This window comes from Candidatus Allofournierella excrementavium (genome assembly GCF_048526665.1).
In the GTDB taxonomy this organism is placed as follows: Bacteria; Bacillota; Clostridia; order Oscillospirales; family Ruminococcaceae; genus Allofournierella_A; species Allofournierella_A excrementavium.
In genome coordinates, this window is record NZ_DBGFPE010000014.1 from 58,598 (window position 1) to 72,830 (window position 14,233).

Below are 14,233 nucleotides of genomic sequence, written 5' to 3' on the forward strand. Positions count from 1 at the left end.
CGTTCTTTTATTTCAGTTCGCCGTCCAGCAGCTGGCGGCAGTACCAGGGCTTTTCAAGCGTAAAGCATTTTCCGTTCACAGAAGCGAGGGAGGAAGGGCAGTCCGCCGGGAAGGTGAGCCGCCAGGCACACAGCGCCTGATACTTGAAGTGCAGCTGCCGGTTCACGGCGTTCTGACCATACTTTCCGTCCCCCAGGATGGGGCAGCCGATGCTGGCCAAATGGGCGCGTATCTGGTGGGTGCGCCCGGTGATGAGTTCCACCCGCAGAAGGGCCAACCGCCCGCTGACGGCCATTGTTTCGTAGCGGGTCTCGATGGGCACTGCGTCCGCCGCCGGGCGGTCCACCACGGTGACCCGGCCCTTTGCCGCATCCTTCTTCAGCCAGCCCGTCAATGTGGCGGCAGGGGGCTCCGGCCGCCCGAAGGTGACGCAGAGATACTCCTTTTTCAGTCGCCGTGCCCGGATGAGCTCGGTCAAATCTGCCAGCGCCTGGGCGGTCTTGGCCACCAGCACAAGGCCGCTGGTGCCGGTGTCCAGCCGGTGGCACAGCGCCGGGGCAAAGCCCTCGCCGGGGCGGTATTCGCCCTTTTTATAGAGATACAGCTGCACCCGGTGGATGAGAGTGTCCGGGTCGCTTTCGTCGTTCACCGGCAGGCCAGCGGGTTTGTCGGCGATGAGCAGCTGGTCATTCTCATATACAACTTTGGCGGGGTACTTCGCCCGCAAGAAAGCCGGGCCTTCCACGGGCAGCGCAGCGTTCAGCTGGTCGGGCAAAAGAAACAGCTTTATCTCGTCGCCCGCCTGCACACGGGTGGAGAGGGGCTGCTTTTTGCCGTTCAGCTTAATTTTGTTTTCCCGCAAGGCCTTGTTCAGGCGGCCCGGCGTCAGCACCGGGTACTGCTGCATCAGGTATTTGTCCAGCCGGGTGGGCAAAAGGCAGTTTACGCGCAGCACTTCCATGTTATTGAATCACCAGATCCTTTCCGGCCAGAGGGCGGGCGTCCGCTGTGTCCAGCGTCACCATCAGCCAGCCCTCATCGCTGTCGTCCACATCCAGAATGGGGTAGCGCTGTCCCGCGCAGAGGATGGCAGCGCCCGGGGTCAGGCGGCAGCGGGCAAGGGGCGTATCATAAAACAGCACTACTTTGTTTTCGTCCGCTTCCCGGCCGATGTCGGCCAGATTCAGGCTCAGAACGCCGTCAAACCAGTAGTCGTCGGAATAGTCCGCGATGCGCAGGGGAAAATCTTCGCTGTAAGTCACCGCAAGTTCATGGCTGTACCCGTCCAACCCCGGCGCGATCACATAGAGAGCGGGTTCGCTTTCGCTCTCGCCCTCCCGGGCATAGAGAGCGCCGCACCAGGCGCCCTGTTCTGCGGCGGCGTCTGCCAGCTGCAAAAAGGTCTCGGGCCTCTCGGTCACATACAGGCAGTCGGAGCGCATCTCCCCGGAGAGTACTTCGTCGATAAAGCCGGTACGGCGGGCCCCTGCGGCAACTTCGTCATAGCGGGCCACCACCGAAGTGTCGGTGCTGTTCATCCCCTCGTCAGCGGCATAAAGGGCCAGTTCCATCCCGGTCTGCGTCAGCGGGTCCAGAGCAATGAGAGTATCGTAACGCCCGCTCACCGTCTCAAAGAAATCGGTGGTCATGCTGAGCGCCGGGGTGGTGCCGGTGACAAGGTCGGTCTCAATAGGGGAATATTCCCGCAGGGATGCGGCCTTCTGGGCCAGCGCCGGACTCAGATCCACCAGCTGAACAACGCACAGACAGGCCAGGACCGCGATGCCTGCATGTTTGAAGCGCAACGCACCGCACAGCCGCATCAGCCCCGCCACCGCAGCCAGCATGATGAGGTAATAGACCGGCCAGAACAGCCGTCCGCTGCTGCGCAGGGTGGTGGCCAGCTCTACCAGCGCCTGCGGCAGGGGAATGCGGAAGAGGGTCGCGCCGTTGGCTGTGACCACATGGCTCACCGCAAAGGCGGTCAGGCATGCGCAGACGAACAGCAGCCAGCCGTGCCGGCGCGCAAGCGTCAGCAGCCGGGCGCGCAGCACCCAGAGGCCCCACACCGCGACCACTGCCGCGCCCAGCAGCACGCCCAGGCCCAGGTAGTTGAAACCGTCGTAGTTGCCGCCCGTCTGATTCTGCACGGGCAGGAACAGACTCCAGACAACGCCGCGGCTGGTGGGGTTCCAGAGGGCGTTCAGGTTCATGGAAAAATAGCCGTATTCGTTGCCAGCGCCGCCCGCGCCGGAACCCGTTGAGCTGAACACACCGAACAGCCAGCCCACGCAGGCAGTGGCCGCAAGATTCGCCGCCAGAAAAGCGGCGGGACGCAGAAGCCGGCGGTTACGCCAGGAATATCCCGCCACCAGCGCAAAGGTGATGGCGTAGGTCATGGGCACAAAGTAGGGGTGGATGGCGATGGCCAGCGCATTGACGGCAAAAAGTCCCTTGAAGGCAAAGCGGCTTTGCCGCATGCCCGACACATAGTAATAGAGCGCCGCCAGGATGAGGAAGTGCGCCGCCAGCGAGGTGTGGCGGAACGCCCGCTCCAGCAGGATGGGGCTGAACACAAAGGGCACAGCGCCCAGCAGCGCGGCAAGGTCCGAGCGAGTAAAAAGACCCACCAACAGCGCGGCAAACCCGCCCTGCAGCGCAAAGCACAGCGCGGTGTAAAGCCCGAAGTACTGGAACGTCTCCGGCAGCAGCGGGCTCAGCAGCCGGAAAAAGGCTGCGAAAAGCGGAATGGAATCGGTGAAGGCGATGCTGGTGCCGTCGGGCCAGTTCAGGTGGTCTGTCTCGCACAGCGGCAGCGAGATGGGGGACTGGCGGTAAAACAGCCAGCCGGCGTAATGTTGCTGCACGTCCTGCTCGATGTAGCCGCCGCGCAAAAACGTGTCGTTGGTCACGTCCAGCGCCGAAACGCCGTATAAACACAGAAAGGCTGCGAGCCCCAACAGGGCCCCCAGCAGAAAAAGGCGAATGTTACGCTTGTTGTTCGGGGTCATTGCAGCCTCCGTCATGGCCGCCCGGCTTTGAGCGGGCGGCGTGTTTTCATTATTATAAGGCATTGGCGGCAAAAATACAATTTCCCACCCCTCGTGTTGACTTTGCCGGGTGGGTATTGTATTATAAAATAGCTTTTTAGCTGCGCCGCTGTGGCGGAACTGGCAGACGCAAGGGACTTAAAATCCCTCGGTGGCAACACCGTACCGGTTCGATCCCGGTCAGCGGCACCACGCCGGAGCAAACCTCGGTTTGCTTCGGCGCTTTTCTTTTAACAGAACCCATCATGGCAGCATCTGCCCCTCCCGCAAAATTCCATAAAAAAGAGGCTTGCATTTTGTAAATGAAATTGCTATAATGTAAAAAATTTGCGAAGGGGGCGGCAGACATGCGGATGAAAAAATCGTTTCTGAAGAGTGAGCTGCTGGCTTTTTCGCCGGTTTTGTTTCCAGTTTTCAAAGAGGCATTGGTGTTTTAACACCAATGCCTCTTTTTTGAGCTTTCTATGCGCCGCGCCGGCGGGTCCCCGCAGGCTTTTAGAATAGAGCAGCAAAGAGCAAGAGGAGGAAAATGTAAATGAATGAGAAAGTGAACGAGGGCATTTTTGACGCCCGCCAGCTGGGCGTGCCCAAGATGATCATCCTGGGCGTGCAGCACACCTTCGCCATGTTCGGCGCGACAGTTCTGGTGCCGCTGCTGACCGGCCTGAATGTGTCCACCACGCTGCTGTGCGCGGGCCTGGGCACCCTGCTGTTCCACCTGATCACCAAAGGCAAGGTTCCCGCTTTCCTGGGTTCGTCCTTCGCCTTCCTGGGCGGTTTCGCCATCGTGGCTCCCATGGCCGCCGACGGCACCCCCAACACCGAGATGCTGCCCTACGCCTGCGGCGGCGTTGTGTTCGCGGGTCTTGTCTATCTGGTGATGAGCCTGCTCATCACTGTGTTCGGCATCGGCCGCATCATGCGCTTCTTCCCGCCCGTTGTGACCGGCCCCATCATCATCGCCATCGGCCTGATCCTGGCCCCCAGCGCCATCACCAACTGCGCCACCAACTGGCTGCTGGCCTTCGTGGCCCTGGGCACCGTTGTGGTCTGCAACATCTGGGGCAAGGGCATGGTCAAGATCCTGCCCATCCTGCTGGGTGTGCTTGTGTCCTACGTTGTGGCTCTGGTCACCGGCGCGGTGGACTTTGCGCCCATCGCCCAGGCCGACTGGTTCGGCATCCCCATCCACACCAGCGCCCTGGCCAAGTTTGACATCTCCTCCACCCTGACCATCATGCCCATCGCTCTGGCCACCATGATGGAGCACATCGGCGACATCGCCGCCATCAGCGCCACCACCGGCAAGAACTACATCCGCGAGCCCGGCCTGAACAAGACCCTGCTGGGCGACGGCCTGGCCACCAGCATGGCCGGCTTACTGGGCGGCCCTGCCAACACCACCTACGGCGAGAACACCGGCGTGCTGGCCCTGACCAAGATCTACGACCCCCGCGTGATGCGCATCGCTGCCGTGTTCGCCATTCTGATGAGCTTCAGCCCCAAGTTTGACGCGGTCATCAACACCGTGCCCACTGCCATCATCGGCGGCGTGTCCTTCATCCTCTACGGCATGATCAGCGCCATCGGCGTGCGCAATGTGGTCGAGAACCAGGTCGACTTCACCAACAGCCGCAACCTCATCATCGCCGCGGTCATCCTGGTCAGCGCTCTGGGCTTCAACAGCCTGGGCGGCCTGACCTTCCAGGTGGCCGGTGTGAGCATCACCCTGTCCGGCCTGGCCATCGCAGCCATCATGGGCATCCTGCTGAACGCCATCCTGCCTGGCAACGACTATCAGTTCGACAAGGTGGACACCGAGACTGCCGAGAACCCCATGAACATGCAGGTGTGAGCCTGACCCTCATCCCCAAAAGCAAGGCAGCCCCGCCGTTTGGCGGGGCTGTTTCAGGCTTGTTTGGCATTTTCGTACCTGCAAAAGGGGCGCGAAATGCTTGTTTCCCAAAAGGAATTGTACTATAATATCCGCATACGCTTTGGCAGCCGGGCTGCGCGGCAGGGGAAAGGCCGCGGTGCAGTGAGCAGACAGCCCGGCAGACGCATAAAGTGGAATATAATTTAAGAGGGGAATGGATGCAATGAAGGAGTACGGTTCCATGGACCGGGCCGCGCTGGAGGCAGAACTCGGCTTCCAGCAGAGCAAGTATGAAGCGTTCAAGCAGAAGGGCCTGAAGCTGGATATGTCCCGCGGCAAGCCCTGCCCGGAGCAGCTGGACCTTTCCGCCGACATGATGAAGCTGGAGAACTACATCGGCGAGAACGGTGTGGACACCCGGAACTACGGCTATCTGGAGGGCATTCCCGAGGCGCGGCGTTTCTTCGCCGACGTGATGCGCGTACCCAGCCCCGAGCAGGTGCTGGTGTGCGGCAACTCCGCGCTGTCCACCATGTATTACCTCATCGACCTGGGCTGGCGTGCGGGCTTTGTGGACTCCATCCGCCCCTGGCGCTTCTGCACCAACATCAAGTTTCTCTGCCCGACCCCCGGTTATGACCGTCACTTCAAGGTCACCGAGTACTTCGGCTTCCAGCTGATCCCGGTGCCCATGCTGGAGACCGGCCCTGACATGGACGTGGTGGAGCGTCTTGTGAAGGATGACGACAGCGTCAAGGGCATCTGGTGCGTTCCTGTGTATTCCAACCCGGACGGCTATTCTTACAGCGACGACACCGTGCGCCGTCTGGCCGCCATGGAGACCGCCGCGCCGGACTTCAAGATCTTCTGGGACGACGCCTACTGTGTGCACACCCTCACCGACGAGGTGTATGAGGTGCTGCCCATCCTGGACGAGTGCGCCAAAGCCGGCCATCCCGACCGGGCGATGATGTTCTGCTCCACCAGTAAAATGACCTTCCCCGGCGCGGGCGTTGCCGCCGTGGCCACCAGCCGCAAGAGCGTGGAGCACATCCTGAAGAACATGAGCTCCATGATCATCAGCTACGACAAGATGAACCAGCTGCGCCACGTGCGCTTTTTGAAGGACCGCAAGGGCGTTCTGGAGCACATGGCAAAGCACCGGGCCATCATCGCGCCGAAGTTCGACCTGGTGAAGGAGATCTTCACCCGCGATCTGGGCAGCTGCCCCGGCATCGCCCACTGGACCGACCCCAAGGGCGGCTACTTTCTGAGTCTTTACGTGATGGACGGCTGCGCCAAGCGCACGGTGGAACTGTGCAAGCAGGCGGGCGTCGTGCTGACCCCCGCAGGCGCTGCCTACCCCTACGGCATCGACCCCCACGACCATCACCTGCGCATCGCACCCACCTATCCCAGCCTCGCAGAGCTGGAGCAGGCCGCGACGCTGCTGTGCATCTGCGTGCGCATCGCCACGCTGGAAAAACTGCTGACCAAATAAATTTGCGCCTCAAAGGGCCGCTCTCCGAAAGGAGGGCGGCCCTTTTGTTTTCCCCCCCCATTGACAAGGCGAGAAGGCAGTGCTATATTACGTTTAACGATTAAGTTGAATGTTAAATGAGGTGACGCCATGGCGATGCAAGACACGCTTCGAGCCCTCGCCGACCCCACCCGCCGGGAGATACTGACGCTGCTGCGGGCCGGCCCGCTGACGGCGGGGCAGATCGCGGAACGGTTCCCGGTGTCGGCGGCGGCCGTCTCCCGCCATCTCTCGGTGCTGAAAGAGGCCGACCTTGTGCGGGACCGGCGGGAAGGAAAGTATATTTATTACGAGCTGAACGCGTCGGTGCTGGAGGAAATCCTTCTCTGGCTCACCACGCTGAAAGGGGAGGAGAACGATGAAACTCTTGAATAAACGCAAGGCGCTTGTTGGCTCCGCGCTCATCCTGCTGCCTGCGCTGGCGGGCATCGGGCTGTGGGAGCGGCTGCCCGGCGAAAGCTGCCCCGCAAAGCTGGCCTTCTGCCTGGGGATGCCCGCCGCAATGCTGGCGACCTATTGGCTGTGCCTGCTGCTCACCTTTCACACCAACCGGCAGAACGGCCAGAGCAAAAAGGCGCTGGAACTGGTCTACTGGCTGCTGCCCTTCGTCTCGCTGTTTTACTGCGCCGGCACCTGGGCGGTGGCGCTGGATGTGGAGCTGGGCTGGGAGCGTCTTGTGCCCGCCAGCCTGGGACTGCTGTTCCTCATCATCGGCAACTATATGCCCAAGATGAAGCAGAACCCCACGCTGGGCATCCGTCTGCCCTGGACGCTGGCCAACGAAGAGAACTGGAACCGCACCCACCGCTTGGGCGGTAAAGCGTGGGTGGCGGGCGGCCTTGTGCTGCTGTTGTGCTGCCTCTTGCCCGGGGCCGCCATGGTCGCGGGAATGATGGCGGCCATTCTTGTTCTGGCGGTGGTGCCCTGTGTCTATTCCTACTGGCTTTACCGCAAACAGGTCCGGGATGGCAGCTGGAGCGGGTGCCTGTTCAGATCGAAAGCGGACCGTGTTGTAACGGGCATCGTCCTTGCGATTTTGGCCGTTGCCGTGGTGGGCACGCCGGTGCTTCTCTTCACCGGAGACATTCATTTCACGGTGGGGGAGACCGCCCTGAACATCGAAGCAAGCTACTGGTCTGACGCCGAAATAGACTACGCCGACGTGGAGAGCATCGAATATGCCGAGGACATCCCCGCCGGAAGCCGCACCAACGGGTTCGGCTCGCCCCGCCTTTCCATGGGCTCTTTCCGCAACGACGCCTTCGGCTCATACACCCGTTATGCCTACACCGGCTGCGACGCCTGCATCGTGATGCAGGTGAAGGGGAAGACCGTGGTGCTCAGCGGAGCAGACGAAGTGGCCACAAAAGTGCTTTATGAAGAGCTGGACAGCAGGATTTTTGGCTGAAAATCTTTTCTTTGCGGGAAAATATGCTATACTGTTTGTATAGTGATTCAACGGCGGCGCTCCGCCCGCCCACTCACCAGCCAAGGAGGAAACTGCCATGAAATGTCCGTACTGCGGCGAACTGGATTCCAAGGTGATCGATTCCCGCCCCACCGAGGACGGAGAGAAAATTCGCCGCCGCCGGGAGTGCCTGAGCTGCGCCAAGCGCTTCACGACCTACGAGATCGTGGAGACCGTGCCCCTGATGGTGGTCAAGCGGGACCGCTCCCGCGAAGCCTTTGACCGCCAGAAGTTGCTGGGGGGCATGCTGCGCGCCAGTGAAAAGCGGGAGGTAAGCTACCAGACGCTGGAAGCCGCGGTGGACCGCATCGAGCAGACGCTGCTGAACAGCTACGAGCGAGAGGTCACCTCCATGCACATCGGCGAGCTGGCCATGGATGAACTGAAAAAGATCGACGAAGTGGCCTATGTGCGCTTTGCCTCGGTCTACCGGCAGTTCAGCGACATCAACACCTTCATGGACGAGCTGAAAGACATGCTCAACGGCCATTCCTCAAAGCATACTGAAAAATAAGTGCCCGGTCATCAGAATCTGCGTGCGGGCTTTTCCAAGCTCGCTCTGCAGGTCCTGTTGGTTATCCGGGCCAACATAGGCCGACAGCCCGCCCAGGCACATGGCGATGCCGCTGAGATAGTCCCGCTTGATGAACAGTGCCATCCAGTGCTCCCGCCGGGAGAAAAAGCCGTTCATCCCGTCGATGACCTCCAACGCCGCTTCGTAATTTCCGGCGACACTCAAAGCCCCAATTTGGTCCAGGTCATCCAAAAGTGTGTCGTTGGTGGTCTTCACCAGGATGCTGCTGGCCACGATGAGCACCGCAAGAAAAGCCAGCAGCCCGAAGGCTGCGCGCACCCGTTTCATCCAATCATCCTTTCTGACCGAGAGCCGCTGGTTTCAGCGGCTCTCTTTTTTGACCAGCTGCACCTGCCCGGAATCGTCCCCCAGCAGCAAAAGCACCTGCCGCAGGCTGCATTTGTTCTGGTGCAGCACCTTGTCCAGCCACTTTTCGTTCCTGCCGCACCAGGCCAGATTGTCCGCCAGTACCCGCCCGTCGATGACAAGGGGCACCATGGGCGTTCGCGCTTCGGGCGGCGGCACCTGCATATCCTCCCGGGTGGGGGTGTCCTTCTGCGGCATCCGGCTCACGCTCAGGGTGCCGTTGGTCTCCACCAGGGCGTAGTTTACTTCCGATGGGTCGAAAATGTCCTTGCCTCGCAGCGCTTCCAGCAGGTCGCTGGCGCTGAACCGAAGCTCCCGCAGGGTCTTCTGGTCGATCTTGCCGCCCCGTATCACCGCCACCGGCGTGCCGGACAATAGCTTTGCCGCCGTGGGGCTCATATAGCAAAGCGCAGAGGAAAACAGTTCCAGCACCACGATCAGGCAGACGGGCGCAAGGCTTGCCGCCAGCGGCACCTCGGGGGATTCGATGGAGATGGAGGCGAGGTTGGAAATGAGAATGGTGGACACCAGCTCCGAGGGCTGTAATTCTCCAAGCTGACGTTTGCCCATCAGCCGCATGGCGGCCACGATAAGCAGGTAGATCATCAATGTGCGAAGCACGAGCACCAGCATACAAAACTCCTCCCGGCAAATGGTTTTGACCCGGCGGGTGCGGGGCATACTAAGCAGCGAGGTGAAGAACGATGCCGCGACCCCTGACCGATTCGCTGGATGCGAATGTTGCCCACCTGAAAGAGATGTTTGGCAACTCCGCCGACCTGTATGCAAAGTCCGTCAACGTGCGGGGCGTGCCTTGCTGTTTGTGCTTCTTTGAGGGGCTTTCCACCCTGGAACGGCTGTGGGTAGTGATGCTCTCGATGCTGAACGAGAGCCATTTTGAGCCCGCAAACGGCCAGGACCTGTTCAACTACATCCAGCACCAGACCGACCTGCCGGTAGAAAATACGCCGGTGGAGGACTTTGAAGCCCTGCGCACCCAGCTGACCGCGGGCACCACCGTGATGCTCATTGACAGATGCCGTAAAGCAGTTGTGCTTTCCACGCAGAACATGCAGTTCCGCTCGGTGCAGGAACCCTCCGGCGAAGGGGACATCCGCGGCTCCCGGGAAGGATTCTGCGACCTTGTGCGCATCAACGTCAGCCTTGTGCGGCGGCTGGTGCGCACTGAATCACTCACCATCAAAATCTTCCCCGTGGGCAAGCGCACCGGCACCGAGGTGGCCATGTTGTACGACCGCACGCTGGCAAAGCCGGAATTTGTCGAAGCCATCGAGAAAAAGCTCAAGTCGGTGGACCTGCCGGTGTTGTTCGACAGCGGGTATCTCGCGCCCTATCTCCAGCGGGGCAGCTTCAGCTTCTTTCAGGAGGTAGGCTATACCGAGCGCCCCGTGACCGCCGCCGCCAAGATATGCGAGGGGAAAATCGTAGTTCTCGTGAACGCAAGCCCATTCGCGATGATCGTGCCGTATTTTTTCAATGAAAACTTCCAAAGCCTGGACGATTATGCCGGCAAGGCCTACTTCGCCAGCGCCGTACGGCTGCTCAAGTATACGGCGTTCTTTTTGTCGGTGCTGCTGCCGGGCCTGTTCGTCTCTATCGCGGAGTACACCCCGGAGCTGTTCCCGCCACAGCTTCTTTACAAGGTGGCTGCCGCCGAGACGGCCACGCCTTTGCCGCTGTTCATGGAGATGATGCTGGTCATCGTCCTTTTGGAGATCATCCGGGAGGCCGGCCTGCGCCTGCCCAAGCCCATCGGACACTCGGTGAGCCTCGTGGCGGCGCTCATCGTGGGAGACGCGGCCACCAAGGCGGGCATCATGAGCACGCCGGTGCTCATCGTAGCGGCCCTGACCACCATCTCCATCTTCGTCATCCCGTCGCTGTATGAGCCCGCCACCGTTCTGCGAGTGCTGTTTGTGCTGGCGGGCGGCCTGTTCGGGCCCTTCGGTCTGGTGACCATGTTCTTCCTGATGCTGGTGAGCATCTGCGGCATGCACTCTTTCGGCGTGCCCTACACCTCGCCGCTGGTGCCCTTTGGCCGCAGCGCCCTGCGGGACGGCCTTGTGCGCATGCCCTGGCAGCGGCTGGCGAGCCATCCCTTTGACGTGAACGACCTGCCCGGTGGTGAGGAAAACTATGAATCGTGAGTCCGTTTTTGAGCGAAAGCAGGCGGGAACGCTGGTCCTCGCCGCTTTTTTGACCGACAGCTTCATCCAGCCCTTTGGCAGGCAGACGGAAGTGCTGCCCGCCCGCACGGCCATTCTGGCGGGTGCACTGCAGTTCGCCCTTCTGTGTGCTGTGATGGCGGTCTATCTCCGCTGGTGCGGCAGCGAAAAGCCGGGGCCCGTCCGCTCGCTGCTCCTGTGCGGCGCGCTGGTGCTCTCCATCGCGCTGGAGGTCATTCAGGGGGAACGGTTCTATAACTATGTGATGCAGCAGCAGCTGGCGGCGCTTCTGTTCTTGATTTTGGTGTTCGGCGCGGCCTATTACGGCGCCTTTGCCGGGGTACAGGCCCTGGGGCGGGCAGCCTGGCCGGTGCTGGCGCTGGCGGCGACCTCGGTGCTGGTGCTGGGCTGGTCGGTGGCGGGGCAGATGCAGTTCAGCCACCTTCAAACGCCCGAGACCAGCGCCGGGACACTGGCAAAGCTGGCGCTCACACGCTTTTACCTGCCGCCGGAACTGCTGCTTTTGCCCTTTTTGTGCCCCAAAGGCGCCAGCGGAAAGGGCGCGGCCAAAATCATCGGAGCGATATTCCTGGCAAACAGCCTGTTGGCCCTGCTGGGCGAGATGACTATGGGCACGGCGTATACCAGCGAAAGCCAGCCCGTCTACACCATCGCGCGGCTGGGCGGCCTGTCGGTGTTCCGCCGGCTGGACGCACTGCATGTGGGAGTATGGCTGCTGCTGTTCCTCATTAAGATAAGCCTGTATTTTGCCGGATTCATCAAGCTTTGGCAGAACATCAAGCCGTGTAAAGGCCATTGCCCTTACTGGGTGGCGTTGGCGACTGTGATGGTGACATTTCTGGCGGTCTGGAACCAGAACGAAGCGGTGGCAATGGCTGTTCAGCAGGTCTTGCTGGCGCTGGTGCTGCTGGCGGCGCCGCTGAACTGTCTTTGGAATGAGAGGGGGAGGAACGCATGAAACGCTGGCTGGTTTGTTTTGCGCTGCTGGGGGCTGCGCTGTTGGTCGGATGCGCGAGCAGCGGACTGGGCGACAGGGTTTCAGTGAAAGCGGTGTATGTGGAGAAGGAGCGGCAGTATGAGGCGCGGCTGCTGGTGCTGGAATCCACCCCCAACGCCGACACGGGGCAGGTGAGCGAGCAGGCCCGCTGCCTTTCGGGCAGCGGCGAGACGGTGTACGAGGCGCTGCTGGACGCCGAGCAGAGCGAGAGCCGCCGCCTTTTTTACGGCCAGAGCGAACTGCTTTTCATCGGGCCGAAGCTGATGAAGGAAGGCGTGTTCGACGCCTGCCGGTACCTTGCCAGCAACACCAGCGGCAGACCGAACATGGCGGTCTACGGGCTGGACGCCGGCCCTGACGCCTTTGAGCGGCTGCAGGAAAAGGGGACCGACTTTCTCTCCAGTGTGCAACAGCTGGAAAAACGCGGCCTGTACAGAACATTTCTCTATCAGTTCAGCGGACAGAGCGACAGCGGCGTCATCCCCGGTCTGTCGGTGCAGGAGGGGAGCGCCGCCTTTGAAAAGCTGACCCTTTACCGTGAGGGTAAGCCCGACACCGTCTGGAAGGGGGCAAAGGCACAGCTGGCCCGTTTGCTGGCGGGTCAGGCAGACATGCTGGAGCTCACGCTGGAACCGCTCTCGGTGAGTTTTCAGGTGCGCTCGCCCAAGCTGCGCTTCGAGCCCGCGTTTTCCGAAGAGGGCATGGAGCTCTCGGTGCGTTTCAGCGGCGACATCCAGCGGCTTGTGAGCCCGGAAGGCGCCGCCCTTCCCGGGCAGGACCGGCAGCTGGAGCAGGCCATCGACGAGGAGGTGAAGTCCCTGCTGGAGGAACTGGTGGCCGACACCTTGGGCCGCCGGAACGACGTGTTCCTTTTGCGCAGCCGCTTTGCCAATCTGGACGAGGCGCTTTGCCGGGCAATGGAGGAAGACGGGCGAATGGCCCGGCCCGGCGCGGTGAACTTTTACTGCCTGCTGCGGATGGTTTGAAAACAGCGCGATCTGTGCCGGCTGCCCCAAAGAGCAGCCGGCACGTTCTCTGTGATGGGATACAAAAATCCATCCCGCACCGATTGAAAATTGCCAATCCCGGCTGTATATTATATAATGAGTTTATATGCAGGCAGGTGTGGGCCGTTCCGCCCGCACGAGCCGGAGCAAAGGGGCTTTGCGGTGCCCGCCCGGTCCTGCCGAATAAAAGAAAGGGTGTTCTGAATGCCAGCGTTTTCCGTACCACTGAGCGAACTTGCGGCCACCTTGAAAATGGATACCATCTATGCGCCCAAGGAACTGTCCGACATCCCCATCTACACCGCGGATGTGAACCGTCCGGGCATCATGCTGGCGGGGTACTACCAGTATTTTGACGCCAGCCGCATCCAGATCTGCGGCATGGTGGAGATCTCCTATCTGAAGGAGCTGCCCGAGGCGGACCGCCGCCGCCATCTGGAAAAGATGCTCTCTCTGAAGCCGCCCGCTGTCATCATCAGCCGCGGGCTGGAAGTTCTGCCGGAATTTCTGGAGTTTGCCCGTCAGTACGAGGTGCCGCTGCTGGTCTCCACCGAGAGCACTTCCACGCTGCTCAGCTCCCTCATCAACATCCTGAACGTGGAACTGGCCCCCCGCGTGACCCGTCACGGCGTGTTCGTGGAGGTCTACGGCGAAGGCATCCTCATCCTGGGCGACAGCGGCGTGGGCAAGAGCGAGACCGCCGTTGAGCTGGTGAAGCGCGGCCACCGTCTGGTGGCGGACGACGCGGTGGAGCTGCGCAAGACCTCCAACCGCACCATCGTGGGCACCGCGCCGGAGAACATCCGCCACTTCATCGAGCTGCGGGGCATCGGCATCGTGAACGTGGCCCGCGTGTTCGGCATCGGCGCGGTCAAGGTCAGCGAGCGGGTTGACCTGGTGGTCCAGCTGGAGCCCTGGGACAAGACCAAGAACTACGACCGCACCGGCCTGGAGAACGACACCTACGACATCCTGGGCGTGCAGATCCCCTGCACGGTGATCCCCGTCATGCCCGGGCGCAATCTGGCGGTCATTCTGGAGACGGCGGCCATCAACAACCGCCAGAAAAAGATGGGTTACAACGCGGCCAAAGAGCTGCTGGCCCGCCTCGGCCTTGAGGACGACGTGGGTATTTAACGGGAAAGGAA

Annotated in this window: 13 protein-coding genes and 1 tRNA gene; 10 read left to right on the plus strand and 4 right to left on the minus strand. The window is 61.3% G+C overall.

Translation table 11 applies throughout. From position 1 onward, the window contains the following. Positions 1-7: 7 nt before the first annotated feature. Together ACMI1Q_RS04055 and ACMI1Q_RS04060 are read right to left on the minus strand one after the other, a co-directional pair. On the minus strand, positions 8-961 hold the full coding sequence (locus ACMI1Q_RS04055) for an RluA family pseudouridine synthase (protein WP_419502897.1): 954 nt from the start codon (positions 959-961) through the stop codon (positions 8-10). Between the two features lies 1 nt (position 962). Further along, a complete protein-coding gene (locus ACMI1Q_RS04060; protein WP_419502898.1) occupies positions 963-3,011 on the minus strand; it encodes a DUF6311 domain-containing protein in 2,049 nt (682 codons plus the stop codon). 144 nt (positions 3,012-3,155) lie between these two features. Here ACMI1Q_RS04060 and ACMI1Q_RS04065 point away from each other — a divergent pair. The 6 genes from ACMI1Q_RS04065 to nrdR all read left to right on the plus strand — a co-directional run bounded on the left by ACMI1Q_RS04065 (position 3,156) and on the right by nrdR (position 8,448). After that, positions 3,156-3,242, plus strand: a tRNA-Leu gene (locus ACMI1Q_RS04065). A gap of 343 nt (positions 3,243-3,585) precedes the next feature. Then, entirely contained in the window at positions 3,586-4,905 is a 1,320-nt protein-coding gene (locus ACMI1Q_RS04070) for a uracil-xanthine permease family protein (RefSeq protein WP_330057796.1), read from the plus strand. A gap of 244 nt (positions 4,906-5,149) precedes the next feature. Beyond that, positions 5,150-6,427, plus strand: a complete 1,278-nt coding sequence (locus ACMI1Q_RS04075; RefSeq protein ID WP_330057794.1) for an aminotransferase class I/II-fold pyridoxal phosphate-dependent enzyme — start codon at positions 5,150-5,152, stop codon at positions 6,425-6,427. 129 nt (positions 6,428-6,556) lie between these two features. Continuing rightward, a complete protein-coding gene (locus tag ACMI1Q_RS04080) occupies positions 6,557-6,841 on the plus strand; it encodes an autorepressor SdpR family transcription factor (RefSeq protein WP_177521293.1) in 285 nt (94 codons plus the stop codon). Further along, a complete protein-coding gene (locus tag ACMI1Q_RS04085) occupies positions 6,825-7,874 on the plus strand; it encodes an SdpI family protein (RefSeq protein WP_419502899.1) in 1,050 nt (349 codons plus the stop codon). Before ACMI1Q_RS04080 ends, ACMI1Q_RS04085 begins: the two co-directional genes overlap by 17 nt. A 97-nt stretch (positions 7,875-7,971) precedes the next feature. Then, entirely contained in the window at positions 7,972-8,448 is a 477-nt protein-coding gene (gene nrdR, locus ACMI1Q_RS04090; RefSeq protein WP_177521291.1) for a transcriptional regulator NrdR, read from the plus strand. Here nrdR and ACMI1Q_RS04095 read toward each other — a convergent pair. Both ACMI1Q_RS04095 and ACMI1Q_RS04100 read right to left on the minus strand, forming a co-directional pair. Beyond that, positions 8,428-8,796 (minus strand): DUF4363 family protein, encoded by a 369-nt coding sequence (locus ACMI1Q_RS04095; RefSeq protein WP_177521290.1) that lies wholly within the window; start codon positions 8,794-8,796, stop codon positions 8,428-8,430. The two genes, nrdR and ACMI1Q_RS04095, sit on opposite strands and share 21 nt — an antisense overlap. A 33-nt stretch (positions 8,797-8,829) precedes the next feature. Further along, complete coding sequence (locus tag ACMI1Q_RS04100) at positions 8,830-9,507, minus strand: YetF domain-containing protein (RefSeq protein WP_177521289.1); 678 nt, start codon at positions 9,505-9,507, stop codon at positions 8,830-8,832. A 71-nt stretch (positions 9,508-9,578) separates the two neighbouring features. Between ACMI1Q_RS04100 and ACMI1Q_RS04105 the strand changes: the two genes are divergently transcribed. The 4 genes from ACMI1Q_RS04105 (at position 9,579) to hprK (ending at position 14,222) form a co-directional block, all read left to right on the plus strand. Further along, positions 9,579-11,042 carry a spore germination protein gene (locus ACMI1Q_RS04105; RefSeq protein ID WP_419502900.1) on the plus strand — a complete coding sequence of 488 codons (1,464 nt, stop codon included), beginning with the start codon at positions 9,579-9,581 and terminating at the stop codon, positions 11,040-11,042. Further along, on the plus strand, positions 11,032-12,039 hold the full coding sequence (locus ACMI1Q_RS04110; RefSeq protein WP_419502901.1) for a hypothetical protein: 1,008 nt from the start codon (positions 11,032-11,034) through the stop codon (positions 12,037-12,039). Before ACMI1Q_RS04105 ends, ACMI1Q_RS04110 begins: the two co-directional genes overlap by 11 nt. Next, a complete protein-coding gene (locus ACMI1Q_RS04115; RefSeq protein ID WP_419502902.1) occupies positions 12,036-13,064 on the plus strand; it encodes a hypothetical protein in 1,029 nt (342 codons plus the stop codon). The genes ACMI1Q_RS04110 and ACMI1Q_RS04115 overlap by 4 nt, the downstream gene beginning before the upstream one ends. A gap of 225 nt (positions 13,065-13,289) precedes the next feature. Continuing rightward, positions 13,290-14,222 carry an HPr(Ser) kinase/phosphatase gene (hprK, locus tag ACMI1Q_RS04120; RefSeq protein WP_177521538.1) on the plus strand — a complete coding sequence of 311 codons (933 nt, stop codon included), beginning with the start codon at positions 13,290-13,292 and terminating at the stop codon, positions 14,220-14,222. Positions 14,223-14,233: the final 11 nt, after the last annotated feature.